This window comes from Paenibacillus sp. FSL L8-0641 (genome assembly GCF_038006265.1).
Taxonomy (GTDB): Bacteria; Bacillota; Bacilli; order Paenibacillales; family Paenibacillaceae; genus Paenibacillus; species Paenibacillus polymyxa_D.
In genome coordinates this window covers 4,551,930-4,573,341 of record NZ_JBBOUW010000001.1, presented here as the reverse complement: position 1 = coordinate 4,573,341, position 21,412 = coordinate 4,551,930, and the positions used below count along the sequence as shown (strand labels likewise).

Here is a 21,412-nt window from a genome sequence, read left to right as displayed (position 1 = left end):
GATGTATAAATGTGTAGCGTGCCTAATACGTTAAGGTAGGGGCTTTACAAGTAAGGCCCATGTAAGATTCGGTTGCTCCATTATGAGTAAGCGTTTTCCTTATTTGGAGGGGTACTCAAATTCGTGTGTGCCAACTTGCTGACGGAAGAAAGGATGGATTAATAGCATGGAGGCTAAACTGATGCATGTATTCGCAGAGCTGTTGGGCGGCAAAAACAGCCGGGATCTCAAAGATCCAGAGTCGGGTATGGAGACTGCTGCACAGAGGTTGGCTATGGAGACGCTAAGGGCAGGCAGCCATGAAGTATCTGCTACGCAGGAGGAAGATCCGTTGGGCTGGCTGGTTGGTTTAGCTGAGCAGGGCGTAATCAGCCGAGCGGAGGCTTTGATGGCTGCGAATCCCGAATTACTTGGGGAAACGATGCTGAATAGCGGCAACGATATTGGGCAAGCAATGGGTACACTCCTAAAATGGAGCGATGAATACAGACGTACCTTCATACGGATTTATGCCGATGCTCCTACAAGTATGAGTCGTATAAGTACAGAGACAGCAACAGAAATAGGCAGTTTCGACGGTTATAGTCTTCTGCATGGCCCCTTGTCACAGGCCTCTGGCCGCGTGGGGGAATTATGCTATGCCTATCTGGACGTAGCTGAGTCTGGACAGACGATTCATGCCCCTGACGGGGAGCCCGACCCCATCCTTATTCCCGGCTCTCGTGCATCTGACACGTACAAAACCTTTAACCAGGCATCTGGCCTGCCTGGATTGTGTGAGCATTTGTCCCGCCGAATCATCAGCTTGCTGGAAACAGAGTATGAAGGCTTATTCGAGTCTCTGAACGGATCGCCACTCACTGTCGCCCTAATGGAGCAGAACAATGCAGTGGGTATTGGCAGCTTGCAAGATATGCAGCTGGAGGCATTACTGCGTGCGGCGTTGCGGAGCGTGCGGCAGGGGGGAGAACCCAAGCTGGAGATTATGGTACGCAATCCGGCTGACGTGGACGAATTCCGGGCAACCCGAGACTGGATTGACGGCGTTGCGGAGCAGACCTTATGCGGACGTCTTCGGTGCATTCCATATCGGGTAGGCGTGCTTTTGACAGTTGCCCCGTCTTTGGTGCCTAACATAAGCCCAACATGGAACAAGGAAGCCGCGCGGTCGGAGGAGTCAGCCAACCCCAATAACATATCCAAAGTGGGTGCACGACAGATCAAGCAGGTGGCTCAAGCTGCAGATCTGACACGTTTTGCCGATACGGTCATTTTAGAAGTCATGCCAACTCCATCCGATGATATTAGGACTGAGGATCAGTTGATTCCACCCGGTGTCGATGGTCATGAGAATACTAGTGATACGATAAAATGCATAATGGAAGCTGTTCGACGTGTAAAGCCCGAGCTTCCTTTATGGATAGCAATAGATGAAATTAACCAGTCTCTGGATGGGATTTCGATCTGGGAGAATGAGCTGACGGGGGTCATTTGCCCGGACACAGCAATTCCCGCCGCACGCCTTGCAGCTGCGCGTTTGGAACTGCAACAGCCCGCAGATCGTCAGCACACTTCTGGGACTGCACACAACCATGCGTGGAAGTTTCCTTTAGCCTGAAGATAACCTGAATTCATGTAATAGAGGATTTTGCAAAAATCCAATAAGCGATTTTCAAGGAACAAAATATAGATCGAAATGGTCTAGTTCGTCTATATATTGCACTTTGGAGCGACTGGAATCGATTTTTGCAAATCCTGAATCGGATGCTCTAAATATGGAGGATACCTGTGGTGTTTGCGCGGGTATCTTTTTTTATTTAGACTATTGCTGGTTTACAAGTGGAAAAGAAAAGGTATATAATAAAACAAAAGTTTCTCTAAACCAAAATAATTGTATAGATGCAAAAATGATTATCATTCTCATTTGCTAAACATGCTGCTTCGGGCTTCCCGAAGCAGCATGTGCTATTTTAAGGCACTTAACAATGGATATCATTCTCAATGAGATGCTAGTACAAGGAACAAAATATGGAAAGGAACGTGACATGATGCAAGCTGTTCAACGATTACAAGATACATTGTCTCCCTCTGACCGAACCCTTTCAAAAAACAGTGGCAGCGGACGACCCGGTCCGAATCGTAAGCCGCAATTTCAGCTTAAAAGTATGCTGAAAAACAAGGAGATGCAAGCTGCTCTAGGTAGTGGATTGCTGATGTTGATGGCATGGGGAGTCTCACATTGGTGGCAATGGCTATCGGTCATTCTGTATGTGGTGTCCTATGCCCTTGGGGGCTGGTCCAAAGCCAGGGAAGGAGTCGAAACACTGATCCGAGAACATGATCTGGATGTTAACCTGCTCATGATTGCTGCCTCCTTAGGAGCTGCGGCCATTGGCTATTGGAATGAAGGAGCCATGCTGATCTTTATTTTTGCGCTCAGCGGTGCGCTGGAGAGCTATACCACCGAGCGTAGTAGTAAGGATATTTCTGAGCTTATGGCGTTGAAGCCGGAAACGGCTTTGCGCTTGTCTCGCGACGGGACCGAAACGGTCGGCATTGAGCAGCTGTTGCCAGGCGACCTGCTGCTGGTGAAGCCGGGCGAACTGATTCCGGCGGACGGCCGAATCTCTAAGGGCGTTTCGGCAGTGAATCAGGCATCGATTACCGGTGAATCTATTCCGGTAAATAAGGTGGAAGGTGACGAAGTATATGCGGGCACCATTAATGGAGAAGGGGTGCTATATGTAGAGGTTAGTCAGTCCTCAGAGAACACTTTATTTTCAAAAATCATTCGTATGGTGGAAGAGGCTCAGACCGAAGTTCCTGATTCCCAGCGTTTTATTAAAACGTTCGAATCGGTGTACGCTCGAATTGTTGTTGCTGTCACGCTGATCGTCATTGCCGGTGCACCCATAGCATTAGGCTGGACGTGGGCAGCAGCGTTTTACAAGGCTATGGTGTTCCTCGTCGTGGCCTCCCCCTGTGCGCTCGTATCATCCATTATGCCAGTAATGCTATCGGCCATTTCCAACCGTGCCCGACGGGGCATCCTGTTCAAAGGTGGTGCACATGTGGAGAATATGGCATTGACTTCTGTTGTTGCTTTTGACAAAACAGGCACGTTAACGATGGGGTCACCTGTCGTCACGGATTGGATTACCGCCGCAGAATACGATGCCGATGAGTTATTGCATATGGTCGCCACAATTGAAAGCTATTCTTTGCATCCACTGGCGCGAGCGATTGTAGCCAAAGCCGAAGCTGATTTGGGACAGAGAGATCTTCTTCCAACCGAAGAAGTGCAGGCACTCACCGGATGGGGAATGGAAGGCATCATAGGTGGGGTGAAGTGGAAAATTGGGCGTACAAATGTACTGGATGAACCTGGTTCTCTGGCAGAGCCAAAGTGGATGGAGAGTCGGGCCCGGCTGGAAGCTGAGGGCAAAACCGTATCCATCATCCTCGCGAATGATCGGATTGCCGGAATGCTGGCACTACGCGACGAGCTGCGTCCGCAGGCCCAAGAGTCCGTGAAACGACTGCAAGCGCAGGGTATCCGGGTTGTCATGCTAACCGGGGACCGTCCAGAAACGGCCGCTGTGATCGCGGCGCAGGCCGGAGTTGACGCCGTGTATGCTGGCTTAATGCCGGAGGACAAAGTCAGCCATATTCGCATGCTGCGGGAGCAGTACGGGCATGTCGTCATGGTCGGCGACGGTGTGAACGACGCTCCTGCGTTGACAGCGGCAACCGTAGGACTAGGCATGGGGATGCATGGCAGCGGAGCCGCACTGGAGGTCGCAGACGTTGTGCTGATGAACGATGGAATCGAGGAGATTGCTCCGACGGTAGCACTGGCCCGCAAGGCGCAGCGGGTGGTTAAACAAAATATGATCTTTGCGGTAAGTGTCATTTTGCTGCTTGTGATCAGCAACTTTGTGCAAGATATAGCCCTGCCATTTGGGGTTATTGGGCATGAAGGTAGCACATTACTGGTTATTTTGAATGGCCTGCGCTTATTACGGTCATAGGGCTAATAATCACAAGAAGGAGCATTCATCCTCTTAAAAATTCAAGGGGTGAATGCTCCTTCTTTTGCAGCCTCGCAACGCTGTACGTCTATCTTCGTCGTGGCGTAGACCGTCGTAAGAACAAGGAAAACAATAGCCCTGCCAGCGCAATCCCTGTAGCAATGATAAAGGCATCATTAATGCCATGGATCGTCGATTCCGTAACAGCATTTCGGTACACCTGTTGTAGCGCTAACGATGAACCACTTTCTGTTGAAATGCCCGCCGTTTGCGCGAGGGTTTGTCCCAACTGTGCTACCCCTTCGGTTAAAGGAACATTGGCGGTGGTAGCGACATTCGCATAATCCGCTACATGAATCGTGGTTCGGCTGCTCATTACAGTAATGAGCCAAGCGGTACCGATAGACCCGGCAATTTGCCGTACTGTATTGGACATGGCTGTACCATGGCTACCGAGATGGGGAGGCAACTGGTTTAGCCCTTCCGTCTGGACGGACATCATCAGCAATGACATTCCGAAGCTGCGAATCGTATAGATGATCATAATATGTCCGTAGGTGGTGGCGTCGGTCAGCAGACTGAATTCCCATGTCGTGACTGCCGTAATGATCAGTCCAATGATCGCCAACGGTCTTGCGCCTATACGGTCAAATACTGCCCCTGATATCGGTGACATCACACCCATCAGCAGTGCACCCGGCAACAGCAGCAGACCGGATTGCAACGGTGTAAAGCCGCGTATATTTTGCAAATAGATTGGCAGCAGCAGCATACCGCCAAACATCGTCATGTTGACGGTAGCCCCGACTAAGGTTGATACAGTAAAAATATCATATTTAAACACACGGAACTCCAGCATCGGCTGTAGCATGTTCAGCTCGCGCACGATAAACAATACAATAAACACAATCCCGGCAGCGAGTGTGAGTATTACTGTATTGCTACCCCAGCCTTTGTCCCCAGCTGAACTAAAGCCATACAGCAGGAAGCCAAACCCAAGGGTGGAAAAGACGGTTCCCAGCAGGTCAAAGTTCGGTTTCGTTAGCTTGGATACATTTTTGAGCCAGCGTATGGCAAACAGAATATCAATGACCGCCAGCGGAATAACAAGTAAAAATAGCAGCCGCCAGCTGTAATGCTCCACAATATAGCCGGATAAAGTTGGTCCAATCGCCGGGGCAAACATCATGGCGATTCCCATAGTACCCATGGCAGCGCCCCGTTTTTCTGGAGGAAACACAGTCAGGAACACGTTCATCACCACAGGCATGATGATGCCTGCTCCGCTGGCCTGGATAACACGTCCAACCAGCATAGGCGCAAAGCCGGTACTGGCAGCACAGACGACAGACCCGGCAGTAAATAACCCCATCGCGGAGATGAACAGCGCACGTGTTCCGAAGGACTCAATCAGAAAAGCAGTGATAGGAATCAAAATCCCGTTGGTTAGCATATATCCGGTGGAAAGCCATTGAACGGTTGTGGCAGACACATTGAAATCATTCATTAAGTGTGGAATGGCCACGTTAAGCAGCGTTTGATTCAAAATCGAAATGAAGGCGCCTAGCAGCAGCACGGACAGAATACGTCCGACGGACATTTTTTGATCCATGACAGCCCCCTACTTGTGAACTCTGATAGTCGCACTCATTCCCGGGATAATACCCAGCCCCTTGTAACCTTGAATGGAAATATTGACAGGCACGACCTGCGTCACCTTGGTATAGTTGGCAGTGGTGTTGGAAGTGGGCAGTAGTGAAAAAGTCGATGCGGTCGCCAGGCCGATCTTTTCGAGTTTACCGCTCAGGGACGTATCCGGGTAAGCATCAATATATACATCTACGGTTTGTCCTACTTGAAGATCCTGTACAGCCGTTTCGTCTATATTGGCGGTAATCCATAAATTGTTTAGATCAAAAGCCTTCGCTAAAGGCGTGCCTGCCCCAACAATTGAGTTGTTGACCGCAGATTGCTGCACGATGGTACCATCGGTTGGAATCGTAACGCTAATTCGGCTTCCGCCTCCTTCTACATTACCCAGTGTGCTTCCAGCGGTGTAGGTTTTACCAACTTCAGCATTCCAGCCTGTGAGCTTGCCAGCGCCTGGAGAGGCAACGGTAACCGCTTGTCCACTCACTTGGGCATTATCGGTTTTTATGTAGTTGGCGGATTGATTGTAGTAATAGGCGGCGGCTCCACCTCCTGCCAGAATAATGATAATAACTAGCAAGTTGACTAATATGGCGCGTGAATTCATGTGTTAACATGCCTCCCTAGTTCTTGGATTTTCAAAGTATGCGTCAAACGATTCATAATATTCAGATGGATTTTGGGCAAGGTTAAGAGCGCATGCGAAAAGGATGATTTTGCTGACAAAGGATGATGCGCATAATGACGACGACCAGAATCATGATTGTATATGACAGTGAAAATGGGCATACCGAACGTCTCGCACGCTCAATTGCAGAAGGAGCACACCTTGAGCACACGGAAGTGTTGTTAAAGCATGTAAATGAGGCCGATGTGAATGAGCTAGTGAGTGTGGATGCGATCCTATGGGGTTGTCCGGGGCATTTTGGTACGATCAGCAGCGGTCTGAAAAGCTGGATTGATAAGCTGGGGTATCTGTGGGCGCAGGGCAAGCTGGTGGACAAAATCGGCGCTGTGTTTTGCACAACCGCTACCGTTCATGGTGGATTGGAATCCACACTTCTGAATTTGATTACTCCAATGCTTCATCAAGGCATGATTATTGTAGGACTGCCCGCCAATATTACGGAAAATGCATTATACGGCTCCTATTACGGCGTAGGGATAACATGTCCGGTGGAGACTGACCCCAATGGACCACCTAATCTTCCAACGGGTGATGATCTTGCACTAGGCCGCTCTTTGGGCAAACGGGTCGCTGAAATAGCGGGACGGTACCGTAGCGCTGAAAGAGAATAGGAGGCTACCGATGACCATTGCTTTTATCGTAGTAGCTGCGGTTGCCTTTATTTTTTTGCTGGTATTTAATACGAAGATGACGCGCAAGTCCTCTTCCAAGACTCGCTCTACCGAAGAGGACTCACGGCAAAGAAGCAAACGTCCTTATCCTGTACAGGTGGAACCCGAGGCGCGTGAATGGATAGATCCTGCGCAAGAGACGCCTCCTAAGGATATCGATGTCGAAGAGCATCATGCGGAGGAACAACACAAGGTGCCTGATATCCAGACGGATAAGAAGGTGGAAAAAGATCGCGAGAATATTAAAGATGCTTACGGAGATCAGGATTATCGTGCGGCTTTACGTGGTTTTACCAAAAAGGACGAAGAAAAGGAAAGACGTTCTCCAATATCCAATGGAGAGAAGGAGACTTACAAAAGTGAGGACGAGCAGTACCGTGAAGCACTGCGCTCCATGAACCAAAAAAAATGACGTATCTCCATATGAACATGCCAAAAAGGCTGCTTATCTGTCTGGATTACAGGCAGATAAGCAGCCTTTTTGTGTTGCTCGGCTATAGCCATTCGGTTAGCCCAATCATCGTAATTAAGCCGAGAATAAAAGAGAATGTGGCGATCCGCTGGTTGCCATCCCCGTGACTCTCGGGAATCAGTTCCTTGTAGACGATAAACATCATGGCTCCGGCGGCAAAAGCAAGGCCGTAAGGTACCAGTCCGTTCACCCAGCTACTCAAATAAAAGCCGATCAGACTCGTAATGATTTCCACAGCTCCGGTGAGGGTAGCAATGCCCAAGGCCTTGAAACGGCCGATGTTTTGATTCACAAGGAACAACGCTACGATAAAGCCTTCCGGGGCATTTTGCAGGCCGATAGAGAAGGCGATCAGATTGCCGAGATTGTGAGTCTCACTCGCATAGCTGACCCCAACAGAGAGTCCTTCCGGTAAATTGTGCAATGTAATAGCTGCGATGATGAGAAAAGATTTGGATTCCAGTTGAAAGGTCTTGGAATCTGGGTCCTCCAAATCCGCATGGGGAATGTACATCTCCATCACCAGTAATACGAGGCAGCCGAGCAGAATTCCCGCAGTCAGCACGAACCAATTGGAATGCTGGATCGCTTCGGGAATGAGGTTATACACGGAGGCAGAGGTCATAATTCCTGCGGCATAAGCCAACAGAACATCGCGAAGCCGATGTGTGATATTGCGCATAAACAGTATGGGCACGGCGCCGAGCCCAGTGGACAGGGCAGAAATAAAGCTACCTACAAAAACGTCATTCATAATCGGGATAATCCCTCCATACCTGATTTATCTTTAAGCTTCGCTTCATGAAAACTTCATTTGACTGTTTACAGCTATTTCCGCATAATGAAATTAGGATTTAGAATCAGTCTAAGTCATAAGAAGCTACAAAACAAGTGATTCGTTTTTGCAATATCCGGGTGTCCACATTTTGGGATAAGCTTCTGGTGGAATTACTTTTAGAGTATATGCAGCTGCCCAGCGCCCGGTTCCGAAAACTCGTTATATAATACTTATGATATTTTAGGAGGAACCAAGATATGTACAAGTCCATTATTATAGGTACCGGTCCTGCCGGTTTGACCGCTGCAATTTATCTGGCACGTGCCAATATGAACCCACTGGTGATCGAAGGACCACAGCCAGGCGGACAATTAACCACGACTACAGAAGTCGAAAATTTCCCAGGCTTTCCTGAAGGAATCATGGGACCCGATTTGATGGATAATATGCGTAAGCAAGCGGAGCGTTTTGGCGCTGAATTCCGCACAGGCTGGGTAAATAAAGTAGATACAACTGCTCGTCCATTTACATTAGATGTAGAAGGTTTGGGTGAACTGGTTACTGATACGCTGATTATTTCCACAGGGGCGACTGCCAAATATCTGGGTATTCCCGGTGAACAGGATAATATCGGACGTGGCGTAAGCACTTGCGCAACATGCGACGGCTTCTTTTTCCGTGGCAAAGAAATTGTTGTCATCGGCGGCGGAGACTCTGCATTGGAAGAAGCCAATTTCCTGACTCGTTTTGCCTCCAAGGTAACGTTGGTGCATCGTCGTGAAGAAATGCGCGCCTCCAAAATTATGCAGGATCGTGCTCGTGCGAACAACAAAATTGAATGGGCACTTAATCGTACTCCTGTAGAAGTGATTGCGGACGAGAACGGAGTCACTGGCTTGAAAGTGCTGAATAATGCAACAGGCGAAGAGGAGATCATTACAGTTAGCGGCGTATTCGTGGCAATTGGTCATCATCCGAATACGGGCTTCCTCGAAGGGCAAATTACAACGGATGCGAACGGTTATATCGTCGTAAATCCGGGTACTTCCGAAACAAACGTGCCTGGCGTATTCGCTTGTGGCGACGTACAAGATACACGTTACAGACAAGCGATTACTGCAGCAGGTAGTGGCTGCATGGCCGCTATGGACAGCGAGAAGTACATCGAAAGCCTGGAGCACAGCGCACTGGCTCTGTAATGATTCTTGGAAATATGAATAAATATGATGTAACAAAATAAATGATGAGGTGATATTCATGGAAAAAGCAATCGTATACACATCTACAAACTGCCCGCATTGCCGTCAAGTAAAGAGCTACTTGAGTGAAAAAGGCGTAGAGTACGAAGAACGCAACATCGAAACGAATGAAGCTTATGCGCAAGAGGTTTGGGATATGGGTATTCGTGCCGTTCCATTGACGCTGATCGGGGAAGAACGTATTTCCGGTATGAACAAAACCAAGTTTGAAAAAGTGTTGAACGCTTAATCCAACCTAACAGCAGACGACGGTCCTATGATCGTTATATGGTTAAGAAAAGGCACCCATCGCAGCTAATACTGCAATGGGTGCCTTTTTACTTATAAGGACACACGTACTCGCCCGAGAAAAGGAGCGGTTGCCGCATAGGCGGCACCTAGCATCGTCGAACGGCTGCCAAGCGTGGAGAAACGAATCTGTAGTTGCCGACGATGATAGGGCAGGGCACGTTCGTCAATCACATCACGCATACTTTGCTCCAACCAAGGTCTGGCTTCCGCCAGTGGACCGCCGATGATAAGCATTCCGGGGTTGAGGCTGTTCACAATGTTGGTAATACCCACACCCAAATATCGCCCAATATCATCAAGGACGCTTAATGTACTTACTTCACCTTGCTGAGCAAACGGCAGTAATTCCGCTGTATTATGTGCAGGTAGTTTCAATGTGGATGCTACATACGCCTTCTCTGAAGCATAGAGCTCCCAGCAGCCGCGACTACCGCAGGAGCAGAGTCGTCCGTTCCAATCAATAGTCATATGACCCGTCTCTCCGGCGTACCCCCAAGCTCCTTGATACGGTTTGCCATCAATGATAATCCCGGCCCCGATCCCGGACCCTGCACTGATGTAGACCAGATCCCGCACCTGCTGTCGGTGATCGCCGTCCATACCATAGTACAACTCGCCCTGTGCGCCGACGTTAGCTTCGTTATCCACTACGACGGGCAGACCTAGCTCGGCCTCAAGCTGCTGCCGCAGCGGAACCTCTTCCCAGCCCAGATTGGGTGCGAACAAAACGGTTCCGGTTTCATCCACCATACCCGGCACCCCCAGCCCAATGCCGACGATACCATGAGGGGATGGAGGAGTGGCCTGCATGAGCTCCTGAACAAGCTTTCGAATCTGTTCCATAACAAAGGCGGGATCATGCTGATTTAGGGAAAGGGTAAGCTCAGTTTCAATGGTACCTGACAGATCAGTTAGAGCGCCTTTGATGTACTGTACGCTGACCTCAATACCGAGTACAAAGCCTGCACGGCTATTGAACAGCAGCATTAAAGGCTTACGCCCGCCGCTGGATTCCCCTAATCCTGTCTCATACACAAGTCCATCGGTAATGAGCTCTGCCACCAGATTGGAAACGGTTGCCTTGTTTAATCCAGTTTGACTGGATAACTGTGCCCGGGATAGCGGAGCATGAAGGCGAATACGCTCCAGCACAATGGATTTATTCAGCTTTTTGACAAGCGCCTGATCGCCAGTGACATTCATGGTTCATTCACTTCCTGTTGGTGTAATTCCTGATATTATATCATAAAAACAAACTTAGTTTAAGCAATAGACAAAGTCTTTTGGCTGTGCTAGAATCGTTTTTGTAAACGTTTACTATAAAGGAGGAACTTATAATGGCTTATTTCGAACAGGTATCTAAAATTAACTTTGAGGGCAAGCAATCCGACAATCCTTTTGCGTTCAAATTTTATAATCCACAGGAAATTGTAGCGGGAAAAACGATGGAGGAGCATTTACGTTTTAGCATGGCCTACTGGCATACACTGGTTGCAGGCGGCTCCGATCCTTTTGGTGTAGAAACAGCGGAACGTCCATGGTCCAAGTTTACCGGGCTGGATTTGGCGAAGGCACGTGTGGAAGCTGCCTTTGAACTGCTGGATAAGCTGAATTTACCTTATTTCGCTTTCCACGATGTGGATATTGCACCGGAAGGCGCGTCATTAAAGGAATTTTACAGCAATCTGGATACCATCGTGGATCTGATTGAGGACCATATGAAAGCTACGGGGAAAAAACTGCTGTGGAACACGGCGAACATGTTTAGCCATCCACGTTATTTGCATGGTGCTGCCTCGACTTGCAATGCAGATGTATACGCACACGCAGCTGCTCAGATTAAAAAAGGACTGGAAGTGGGCAAACGTCTGGGCGCAGATAACTATGTTTTCTGGGGAGGCCGTGAAGGCTACGAAACACTGCTGAACACGGATTTGAAGCTGGAGCAGGACAATTTGGGACGTATGTTCCATATGGCCGTAGACTATGCGCGTGAAATTGGCTTTGACGCTCAGTTCCTGATTGAGCCAAAACCGAAGGAGCCAACGAAGCATCAGTATGATTTTGATGCTGCGACGACGATTGCTTTCCTGCAAAAATATGATCTGGATCAGCATTTCAAGCTTAATCTGGAAGCTAATCATGCAACTTTGGCGGGTCATACTTTTGACCATGAAGTACGTGTAGCACGGATTAACGGCATGCTGGGATCACTGGATGCAAATCAGGGAGATTTACTGCTAGGCTGGGATACGGACGAATTCCCGGTTGATCTGTATGATGCCACACTGACCATGTATGAAGTGCTGCAAAATGAAGGCTTGGGCCGTGGTGGTATCAACTTTGATGCCAAGGTACGCAGAGCATCGTTTGAGCCAGAAGACTTGTTCCTCGCGCACATCGCAGGTATGGATACGTATGCGAAGGGGTTGAAGGTAGCTGCCAAACTGATCGAGGATCGTGTGTTTGAGGACTTTATTGAGAAGCGCTACAGCAGCTTTAAAGAAGGTATTGGAGCAGACATCGTATCCGGAAAAGCAACGCTTGCTTCTCTGGCTGAATATGCTCTGGCGAACGAAACACCACGTAAAAACGTATCCGGTCGCCAGGAATATCTGAAAGCAACATTAAATCAATACATTTTGGCTGACTAATACCAGAATTCTATATATGTAATAGAAGCTGCACGATAACAGGGAAGGAGGTACTCCAATGCAGGAGAAGCTAAATCAGGAGCAGGAACGCTATGTCATCGGCGTAGATTTGGGTACCAGCGCGGTCAAAACGGTGCTGGTTAACCTCAAGGGTCAGGTGGCTTATGAAACATCTCAGTCTTACCCGCTCCATCAGCCGAAGGCAGGATATAGCGAACAGCATCCTGAGGACTGGGTCAGTGGCACGTTAGCATCACTGAAACAGCTTGTGGAGAAGGCCGGAATCGGCGGCACAGATGCCGTAGACGGTATTAGCTTTTCGGGACAGATGCACGGGCTTGTGCTGACTGACAAGGAAGGCCAAGTGCTTCGTCCGGCTATTCTGTGGAATGACACGCGTACAACAGCACAATGCCGTCGTATTGAAGAACAGCTCGGGTCGGAGCTGCTGAACATCGCACGTAATCGCGCGCTGGAAGGCTTCACGCTGCCCAAGCTGCTATGGGTGCAGGAGCATGAGCCAGATGTGTTGGCCCGTGCGTCACATTTTATGCTGCCCAAGGATTATGTGCGCTACTGTCTGACAGGAGAGCTGGCGACGGAGTATTCGGATGCGGCGGGCACGCTGCTGCTGGATATTGCGAACAAGCAGTGGAGCGAAGAGATCGCTGCCGCGTTTGATCTACCGTTGTCGCTGTTCCCGCCGCTGGTGGAATCCTTTGATCAGACGGGTACGCTCTTGCCGGAGATTGCGAAGCAGATCGGGCTTTCGCCTGAAACGAAGGTCTTTGCAGGTGGTGCGGACAACGCATGTGGCGCGATTGGTGCCGGCATTTTGAGTGAAGGCCGCACCCTATGCAGCATCGGCACCTCAGGGGTTGTACTTTCTTATGAGGAACGCAAGGATATTGATGTGCAGGGGCGGGCGCATTTTTTTAATCATAGTGAGCAGGATGCTTATTATATTATGGGGGTTACGCTCGCGGCCGGATACAGCTTGACTTGGTTTAAGGATACCTTTGCACCAGAGCATTCTTTTGATGCACTATTGGCAGATGTGAACTCTATTGAGCCAGGCAGCCGAGGGCTGCTGTTCACGCCTTATATCGTCGGCGAGCGTACACCTCATCCAGATGCAACCATTCGAGGCAGCTTTATCGGGATGGATGCGGGACATAAGCTTGCGCATTTTACACGAGCGGTACTGGAAGGAATAACGTTTTCGCTCAAGGAATCTATAGATATTCTTAGAGGGACGGGCAAAACGGTGAATGAAGTGATTTCCATCGGCGGCGGTGCGCGTAATGAGGCATGGCTGCAAATGCAGGCAGATATTTTTAACGCGGATATCATCAAGCTGGAAAGCGAGCAGGGACCTGCCTTGGGGGCGGCCATGCTGGCTGCTTATGGTAGTGGCTGGTTTGAATCTCTGCAAGCGTGTGCTGAAGCATTTCTGCATGAAGCAGCGAGATATTCGCCGAACCCGGACCGTGTGGCACAGTATGAAGGTCTATACGAGCTGTATCGTGAAGTTTACTTGCACACGCGAGAGCTAAATGAGCATTTGGCAGTGTATCGCTGAATACGGTGAGCTTTAAGCGTAAATAAGAAACGGCTTCGGGTGTAAGAAACCCCCGAAGCCGCTTTTCATGTGATGATGAGTTGGAATTAAATACTTTTCTTGATTTTCGCATAATCTTCATGCATAGAGCTGGCTGCACAACCCGGACATGACTTGCTCGACGAACACCCCGCACAGGCGCCTTGACGGCTTTTTCGCAAAAATCGTACCAGCACCCACGCACTATAACCGAGGATCGCCAATAAAATGATGATATTGATCATGGAATTCACTTCCTTTTATTTACTATAGGGCCTGACTTTAACCCCAACCTAATAATCTGCCGCATTGATAGATCAAGACGGCAATGATATATGCAACGGCCAAAGGATAGATCACAGAAAATGCGGTCCAACGCCACGAAAGGGTTTCTTTACGAATGACCGCTACCGTAGCCAGACACGGAACATACAACAGAATGAACACCATAAAGCTAAGAGAGGCAAGCGGTGTAAAGGCATGTCTGACTTGTAGTTCAAGTCCCTGCATATCAGGAACGTGGTAAATAATATTCATCGTTGATACGACAACTTCCTTGGCCATAAAGCCTGTGAGCAGGGAAGCCCCTGCTTGCCAGGTGCCAAAACCGAGAGGGGCTAGTAATGGAGCGAACCAACCTCCAACGGTGGCAAGCAGGCTGTCATCCATTTCTACCCCGAAGCCCTGCGGACCGAAATTGGACAAGAGCCAGATGCCAACCGAGCCTGCAAGAATAATGGTTCCGGCTTTACGGACGAAGCCTTTAACCTTCTCCCATGTGCTGCGGAATAGTGTAAGAGCCTGCGGCACTCGATAGGGAGGAAGTTCCACGATGAAGAGGGAGGGCTCACCCGACAAAATGGATACTTTGGAAAAAATTTTGGCAAGTATAAGTGAAACGACGATTCCTAACACATACATCAGCATGATGATGCTTGCCGCATGTGTTGGGAAAAACACACCCGCAAACAACGCATATACCGGCAGGCGGGCCGAACACGACATAAAGGGCACCAGCAACGTGGTAATGAGACGCTCTCTGGGCTGTTCAATGGTGCGTGCTGCCATAATCGCAGGGACATTGCAGCCAAATCCGATGATGAAGGGAATGAAGCTTTTCCCGTTCAAGCCCACGGCTTGCATCAGACGATCCATGAGTATCGTGACCCGTGCCATATACCCGGAGTCTTCGATCACCGAGATAATCAGAAATAAAATAGCAATTTGAGGCAGAAAAACAAGCACACCCCCGACTCCAGCCACGATGCCGTCCACGACTAGACTTTGCGTAAAGGCAGACGCGTTCAAGTGAACGAGTAATTCAGAAATCCAACTGCTGAGTGCACCTGAAAAAAATCCATCCAGCATATCTGAAAGGATCGTACCCGCCCAATCGAAGGTGAACTTGAAGGTAGCGTACATCAGCAGCAAAAAGATCGGAATCCCCAGATACCGGTGAGTTAATAGTGCATCTAGCCTATCCGTTAGGCTGTGCGGCTTGAGCTTGGAGGTGTCGAGTGCCTTGGTACACAGATCAGCAATCCATGCTGTTCGTACAGAACGAATATGCTGAGCAGGCGTGATGGCACAGCCTTCACTGAGCAGCTCTTCTTCGCAACGGCGAATACGCGCAGTTACTTGTTCACGCTGCACCTCATCTGTCATCCATTCCATGACGACAGGATTGTTTTCCAGACATTGCAGTGCGGCCCATCGGAGTTGCGGTACAGATGCATTCGGCAGTAAGTTGCAAATATCATGAATAGCCGCTTCGACGGCTGGGCCGTAATCCAGTTGAAAAGTATTGGATGCATGTCTTACTTCTCGAAGAGATGCGAGCATTTGCTTACTTCCACTACCTGTGCGTGCCACCATAGGAATGATGGGAACGTTCAATTGTTCAGCCAACAATTCCTTGTTTACGCGAAGACCCGTGGCATCAGCTACGTCAGTCATGTTTAAGCCAAGTACAAGGGGACGGCCATATTCCAGTAGTTGTACGGTCAGATACAGATTACGCTGGAGCTGGGAGGCATCCACGATATTGATCAGGGCCGCAGGCGGCTCTTCCAGCAAATATCGGGTTGCAACACCTTCATCCAGCGAAAGAGGGAGTAAAGAGTAGGCACCTGGCAAATCCACCAATACGGCAGACTTGTCACGCAGGAGCCCTGTTTTCTTTTCCACGGTGACGCCGGACCAGTTCCCTACTTCTGCATACGTACGAGTCAGCTTGTTGAATAATGAGGTTTTTCCTGTATTGGGATTGCCAAATAGAGCGATCATGTCCATGTCGGAACGACCTCCAGTTGTTTCACTTGATTTTGACGGAGGCCGACCAGTTGGCCGTTGCATTCAATGACGATCGGGCCGCCCAATAAACTGATTTTTTTTAAGCGTATGATGGAACCTTCGTTGATGCCCATGTCTGTCAAGCGGCGGCGCAATGAGGGATGAAGAGGGTCAAGGGATTGCAAACGCACAGTCTGACCTAGTGGCGTACGAAGAAGTGAAATACATTCTGGCATGGTGTTCAGCCTTTCTGATCTAGAATGAGAATCAATATCATTTACTTCCGATGCCAGTACCATATCATGAGGATACTTAGATTGCTGTGATAAAATTCGCTGCGAACGACATGTTTGCCCCTTGCTCCCATCTGTTATATCGCCGAGTATGTGTGTCGCAACCTGTCTTTTTAACTGTCCCATTACTCGTCTGCAACCGACAAAACTAGAGCGTTTGGGGCAACTGTTTTTATGGTAAGATAGAGCTGTTTATAACTATGCTAAGAAGGGCAGGAACGCTCTGTATGAACAGAAAAATCGGGGTTAGGCTTGTAAAATGTCTGGTTGCGGGTGCAGCGCTGGCTGTGTTGCTGCCGCAGGCTGTGGAGTGGGGCAGCAATGTGTATGCGGCGTCGATCAAGCCGGCTCCATCGGTATCATCGCAGCAGCTTCAGAACAAGCTTTTACAGGCAATGGCTACGCGGAGTGAAACGCTGACCTTTACATATCAAGGGCGAGTGAACGGTCTCAAGCAGCAATTACAGACGGCCATCCAACAGGCCATGGAGAGCGATCCGTATGTGAATTATACGATCAAAAGCTACGCATTCAGCTATACAGGCACAACGACCTCCGCTCAGGTTACGATTCGTTTAAGCTACCGGGAGACGAAGGAACAGACAGCTTATGTGGATAGCACAGTTAAAGCGGTGCTGGGGGATATTATTATGAAGGGAATGACGGATCATGAGAAGGTGAAGGCCATCCATGATTGGATCGTCGTGCGCCTGAAGTATGATGAAGCACAGCAAAAGTACACAGCCTACGATGGCCTGAAAACGGGAAGCACGGTCTGTCAGGGTTATTCACTGCTGGCCTATAAAATGCTGGAACGTGCAGGCATTACGAATCGGATTGTGGAAGGTAGAGCAGGGGGACAGCTGCATGCATGGAATCTTGTTTTATTAGATGGTCGATGGTATCACATGGATACGACATGGGATGATCCAACCCCAGATCGCGCGAACGAAGTAAGCACTTCATATTATCTGCTGACGGATACCGAAATGCGGCGGGATCACTCATGGGTGAAACCGTATCCTCAGGCGAATACATCGTATCGGGAAACCTTATCAGCACTGGTAGCTGCCGGAGGATCAAAGGCTGCTGTGTATCAAAAACTGTACAATACCCTCGAATATCCGCTGCAAGATGGTAAGGGTCTGGTTAAATCATCTGCTGACATTAAGGAACAGGTACGTAAGATTGCAAATAAGGGAGGGACGACACTTACCTTCGCCTATCAGGGAACGGAGCGAAGTCTCAAGGAGGATTTACAGTCCTTATATCAACTCGGCTTAAAATCCATTTCTTATCAGATTACGGACCTTGGAAGTACCGGCAATCTTCGGGTAACCCTGAAATGGACCTAATCATCTGCTGTAAAAAGCTACATTAACAAAGGAGTATTTTATTTATATGCACAGGCGTTCCTTTACCTATTTGCTTGGCACGCAGACCATGTCCAATGCGGCCGACATTCTTTATATTATGGCACTTGTGTCTTTGGTTTTTCATGAAACAGACTCCATCTTCTCTTCGGTGCTCGTTCCGTTGCTGCGAATGGGGGCACAGATGATCAGCGGCTTTTTAGCACCGCTCATTTTGGCCCGATTCCAGCTTCCTTTTATTTTATTCGTTTCTCAGTTCGGGCAACTGGCTTTCTTTGCTGTTCTGCTGGGCCACTTGTGGTCAGCAGGCACGGAGCCGATATGGGTGATTGTGTTTACGTTGGTGGCAGCCATGTCCTTTCTGGACGGATGGACTACGCCTGCGCGTAATGCGCTGATTCCTCGCCTTGCGTCCGGGGAAGGACTTATGCGGGCAAACAGTCTGGTATCGGTCAGCGATCAGACGGTGCAATTAGCGGGGTGGGGGCTTAGTGGTGTGCTCGTAGCCATGCTAGGTTCGGAAAAAACACTACTGGTTGCTGGCGGATTATATATGATAGCCATGATCTTCACCAGCCTGATTCGAGATCCACTAGAGGGCAAAGCTCATTATTTGCTGCAACCTGGAACAAGGGTGCGAGGTGGAGATGTCTCAGTTTTCGAAGCTCTAACTGAACCCGGGCAAGGGCATCATGACTTGCCTCCTGCACAGTTGGAAGATACACTATATGGCCCGGAATCTGAGAGCCCCACACTACCTCCCAAGCGTAAAAAGGAAATACTTCGTGAAGGCTGGAGCCTCATCGGAGCCAGTCGCAGACTGAAAGCTCTTATTTTTATGGATATGATTGACCTTCTAGGGGGTTCGGTTTGGGTAGGCGCGTTCACGCTTGCTTTCGCTCAGCAGGTCTTGCACAAAAGTGAGGCATGGTGGGGATACATCAATGCAGCGTATTTTGCAGGAGCGATTGGCGGCGGTATCGTGGTCCTCGCCTGCGTCAAGTATTTGCAGCGCAGACTGCTGCCCGCCATGTTGGCGGGGATGGCAGGTTATGGGCTGCTGACAGCTTGGTATGCACTGAACACATTACCGCCACTAACGCTGCTTATCGTGCTGTTGATGGGACTACCTGCGGAAATGTCCGTCGTATCCCGCCGTACGATGATGCAAATGAGTGTGTCTGTACATGATTTGCCTAAGGTGCTGTCCGCCCAGGCTACGCTGACAAGCCTAACGTTTTGTATTTCGCTGCTTTTAATGGGCTGGATTGCAGATCATTTGGGTATCGTTAATTTGTACTTGTTTTCAGCAGGGTTGACGCTGATTGCTGTCATATACGGTATTTTTAGTCGTCGTGCCTTATCTATGTCTTTATCAGCTGAAGTAGCTGCTTCTTCCAAATAAACAAAAAAAGAAAAAGAAAAGGCCCGTCTCCGGGCATATACAGGTGAACATGCGGATAAACAGTCTTGGACCAGGTTTACCAGCGTGTTCTCCCTGATATGTGGAGACGGGCTTTTTTTAATGTCTTCTATTATTTATCCGAAGAAGCATCCGGGCTCAAATCACATTCTTTTAATGGAACGATTTTAGTACGTTTGGTCCATTTGTAGCCGAGCCACAGCAGAAGGAATAGCGGCACACTCATGTACGTAGCGATCATCGTTTTCCAGTCAATCTCCTGTCCGGTGAAGGCATCCGCCCCTTGCCCGATAATGACAATGATACACAGAGCGAAGGCGAACAACGGGCCAAATGGGAACCAACGGGCTTTGTATGGAAGCTCACTCAGACTGTGACCCTGTGCATTAAAGGCACGGCGGAAACGATAATGGCTGACTGCAATTCCGACCCACGTAATAAATCCGCACATTCCAGAAGCATTCAGCAGCCAGTTATAGACTACACCGTCTCCATACAGGGAGGCGAGAAAGGCTAGCATACCGACAGCGGTCGTGATCAGCAGCGCGTTCATAGGAATGCCGCGTCTATTGATACGTCCGAGGAAACGCGGGGCTTTACCTTCTCGTGCCAAAGCGTACAGTACCCGAGTGGCCGCGTACATACCCGAGTTACCTGCCGACAATACGGAAGTCAAAATAACGGCGTTCATAACAGAGGCAGCAATCGCAAGCCCTGCTTTTTCAAATACGAGCGTGAACGGGCTGACCCCGATATCACTGATATCTCCCCGCAGCAGATTCGGATTGGTGTACGGAATGATCAATCCAATCACGAGAATTGCGAGAATATAAAAGAACAGGATGCGCCAAAAGATTTGACGGATGGCGCGCGGCACATTTTCACGCGGATTTTCGCTCTCTCCTGCGGCTACCCCAATCAGCTCCGTTCCCTGAAAGGAAAAGCCCGCTGCCATGAATACACCCAGTACAGCAAAGAATCCACCATGGAACGGGGCGTCTCCTACCGTGAAGTTGGCAAAGCCGACCGCAGGACCACCCATAATGCCGAAGATCATCAGCACACCTACAGTCAAAAAGATGACCACAGTCACAATTTTAATCATGGCGAACCAGTATTCAGACTCACCGTAGCCTTTGACGGTCAACGCGTTCAGTGCGAAGATTACGGCCAGGAATAACAGACTCCACCAGGCAGAGTGACTTTCCGGGAACCAGTATTTGATCAGCACGGTCGCTGCTGCCAATTCGGCAGCAATCGTCACCGCCCAGTTGTACCAGAAGTTCCAGCCCATGGCGAAACCAAAAGCCGGATCGACGAAGCGACCTGCATAGGTGTTAAAAGAGCCGGATTCAGGCATAAATGTAGCCAACTCACCGAGGCTGGTCATAAGGAAGTAGACCATGAGGCCAACTGCTGCATAAGCCAGCAGGGCACCACCGGGTCCAGCTTCGGCAACTGCGCCTCCACTGGCGAGGAACAGACCTGTTCCGATAGAACCGCCGAGGGCGATCATCGTCATATGGCGGGCTTTGAGACTTTTACGCAAGGTTCCGTCAGATGTTGCTCTGTGTTGCACGTTCAAACACTCCTTCATGAAATTGTATTTCATGTCAGGGCAAGAGCTAGAAGGAGGGGGAGTATATAAATCAAAAAACCGCAGGGAATACGCCTGCGGTTTTGTCTATGCATTCCGCACCATACCTTCTTCTATAACAAGATAGCTCAACACACGTGTCTGTGTTAGGACAGCGTGTGACAGTTCTGCTCCTTTCGGTTAGCAGCCCCAGCATTCGGAGTATTTACAAAGAGTCAGCTCCGCATACTTCGGCGGGTGTACCTTTCCACTGGAATCTCAGACGGCTCTTATCGTCTCCTCCGGTGTACCGATTACATCCGCGACCTCTACCTCATCATAAAACAGGGTTGATGAGGTG

At 49.3% G+C, this 21,412-nt stretch carries 18 protein-coding genes and 1 riboswitch; of the genes, 10 read left to right on the top strand and 8 right to left on the bottom strand.

Going from position 1 to position 21,412, the window contains the following annotated elements; translation table 11 throughout:
- The first annotated feature begins 166 nt into the window (after nt 1–166).
- Together MKY16_RS20830 and MKY16_RS20825 are read left to right on the top strand one after the other, a co-directional pair.
- Nucleotides 167–1,618 (top strand): PEP-utilizing protein, encoded by a 1,452-nt coding sequence (locus tag MKY16_RS20830; protein WP_340956856.1) that lies wholly within the window; start codon nt 167–169, stop codon nt 1,616–1,618.
- 430 nt (nt 1,619–2,048) lie between these two features.
- Nucleotides 2,049–4,031 (top strand): heavy metal translocating P-type ATPase, encoded by a 1,983-nt coding sequence (locus tag MKY16_RS20825; protein WP_340957611.1) that lies wholly within the window; start codon nt 2,049–2,051, stop codon nt 4,029–4,031.
- An 88-nt stretch (nt 4,032–4,119) separates the two neighbouring features.
- On the opposite strand, the gene MKY16_RS20820 is transcribed toward MKY16_RS20825, so the two are convergent.
- Both MKY16_RS20820 and MKY16_RS20815 read right to left on the bottom strand, forming a co-directional pair.
- Nucleotides 4,120–5,643, bottom strand: a complete 1,524-nt coding sequence (locus MKY16_RS20820) for a DHA2 family efflux MFS transporter permease subunit (RefSeq protein WP_029519221.1) — start codon at nt 5,641–5,643, stop codon at nt 4,120–4,122.
- A 9-nt stretch (nt 5,644–5,652) separates the two neighbouring features.
- Nucleotides 5,653–6,288 (bottom strand): HlyD family secretion protein, encoded by a 636-nt coding sequence (locus MKY16_RS20815; protein ID WP_025724158.1) that lies wholly within the window; start codon nt 6,286–6,288, stop codon nt 5,653–5,655.
- A gap of 134 nt (nt 6,289–6,422) precedes the next feature.
- Between MKY16_RS20815 and MKY16_RS20810 the strand changes: the two genes are divergently transcribed.
- The gene (locus MKY16_RS20810; protein ID WP_165149444.1) at nt 6,423–6,980 is read left to right on the top strand and encodes an NAD(P)H-dependent oxidoreductase; all 558 of its coding nucleotides are present in this window, start codon (nt 6,423–6,425) and stop codon (nt 6,978–6,980) included.
- Nucleotides 6,981–6,990: 10 nt separating this feature from the next.
- Nucleotides 6,991–7,452, top strand: a complete 462-nt coding sequence (locus tag MKY16_RS20805) for a hypothetical protein (RefSeq protein ID WP_165149442.1) — start codon at nt 6,991–6,993, stop codon at nt 7,450–7,452.
- A gap of 82 nt (nt 7,453–7,534) precedes the next feature.
- On the opposite strand, the gene MKY16_RS20800 is transcribed toward MKY16_RS20805, so the two are convergent.
- Entirely contained in the window at nt 7,535–8,266 is a 732-nt protein-coding gene (locus MKY16_RS20800) for a ZIP family metal transporter (protein ID WP_013311970.1), read from the bottom strand.
- Nucleotides 8,267–8,547: 281 nt separating this feature from the next.
- On the opposite strand from MKY16_RS20800, the gene trxB reads away from it, so the two are divergent.
- Entirely contained in the window at nt 8,548–9,489 is a 942-nt protein-coding gene (trxB, locus tag MKY16_RS20795) for a thioredoxin-disulfide reductase (RefSeq protein WP_039273728.1), read from the top strand.
- 58 nt (nt 9,490–9,547) lie between these two features.
- The gene (locus MKY16_RS20790; protein WP_069012164.1) at nt 9,548–9,778 is read left to right on the top strand and encodes a glutaredoxin family protein; all 231 of its coding nucleotides are present in this window, start codon (nt 9,548–9,550) and stop codon (nt 9,776–9,778) included.
- A 92-nt stretch (nt 9,779–9,870) separates the two neighbouring features.
- Here the strand turns inward: MKY16_RS20790 and MKY16_RS20785 are convergent, their stop codons facing one another.
- Nucleotides 9,871–11,043, bottom strand: a complete 1,173-nt coding sequence (locus MKY16_RS20785) for an ROK family transcriptional regulator (RefSeq protein WP_069012163.1) — start codon at nt 11,041–11,043, stop codon at nt 9,871–9,873.
- 134 nt (nt 11,044–11,177) lie between these two features.
- Here MKY16_RS20785 and xylA point away from each other — a divergent pair, with 134 nt between their 5' ends.
- Nucleotides 11,178–12,494 (top strand): xylose isomerase, encoded by a 1,317-nt coding sequence (gene xylA, locus MKY16_RS20780; protein ID WP_039273722.1) that lies wholly within the window; start codon nt 11,178–11,180, stop codon nt 12,492–12,494.
- Nucleotides 12,495–12,552: 58 nt separating this feature from the next.
- Nucleotides 12,553–14,076 (top strand): xylulokinase, encoded by a 1,524-nt coding sequence (gene xylB / locus MKY16_RS20775; RefSeq protein WP_340956852.1) that lies wholly within the window; start codon nt 12,553–12,555, stop codon nt 14,074–14,076.
- 86 nt (nt 14,077–14,162) lie between these two features.
- On the opposite strand, the gene MKY16_RS20770 is transcribed toward xylB, so the two are convergent.
- Genes MKY16_RS20770 through MKY16_RS20760 form a run of 3 tightly spaced genes read right to left on the bottom strand, consistent with a single transcriptional unit; the run spans nt 14,163 to nt 16,805 of the window.
- Entirely contained in the window at nt 14,163–14,339 is a 177-nt protein-coding gene (locus MKY16_RS20770) for a FeoB-associated Cys-rich membrane protein (protein WP_080658679.1), read from the bottom strand.
- A 37-nt stretch (nt 14,340–14,376) separates the two neighbouring features.
- Nucleotides 14,377–16,386, bottom strand: coding sequence for a ferrous iron transport protein B (feoB, locus tag MKY16_RS20765; RefSeq protein ID WP_340956851.1), 2,010 nt, complete (start codon nt 16,384–16,386; stop codon nt 14,377–14,379).
- A complete protein-coding gene (locus MKY16_RS20760) occupies nt 16,377–16,805 on the bottom strand; it encodes a FeoA family protein (protein ID WP_239645267.1) in 429 nt (142 codons plus the stop codon). The genes feoB and MKY16_RS20760 overlap by 10 nt, the downstream gene beginning before the upstream one ends.
- A gap of 101 nt (nt 16,806–16,906) precedes the next feature.
- Between MKY16_RS20760 and MKY16_RS20755 the strand changes: the two genes are divergently transcribed.
- On the top strand, nt 16,907–18,034 hold the full coding sequence (locus MKY16_RS20755; protein ID WP_340956849.1) for a transglutaminase domain-containing protein: 1,128 nt from the start codon (nt 16,907–16,909) through the stop codon (nt 18,032–18,034).
- A gap of 46 nt (nt 18,035–18,080) precedes the next feature.
- Complete coding sequence (locus tag MKY16_RS20750; RefSeq protein ID WP_029519207.1) at nt 18,081–19,457, top strand: MFS transporter; 1,377 nt, start codon at nt 18,081–18,083, stop codon at nt 19,455–19,457.
- A 130-nt stretch (nt 19,458–19,587) separates the two neighbouring features.
- Here the strand turns inward: MKY16_RS20750 and MKY16_RS20745 are convergent, their stop codons facing one another.
- Nucleotides 19,588–21,054 carry an amino acid permease gene (locus MKY16_RS20745; RefSeq protein ID WP_029519205.1) on the bottom strand — a complete coding sequence of 489 codons (1,467 nt, stop codon included), beginning with the start codon at nt 21,052–21,054 and terminating at the stop codon, nt 19,588–19,590.
- A 134-nt stretch (nt 21,055–21,188) separates the two neighbouring features.
- Nucleotides 21,189–21,391, bottom strand: a riboswitch (Lysine riboswitch).
- Between the last annotated feature and the right edge of the window lie 21 nt (nt 21,392–21,412).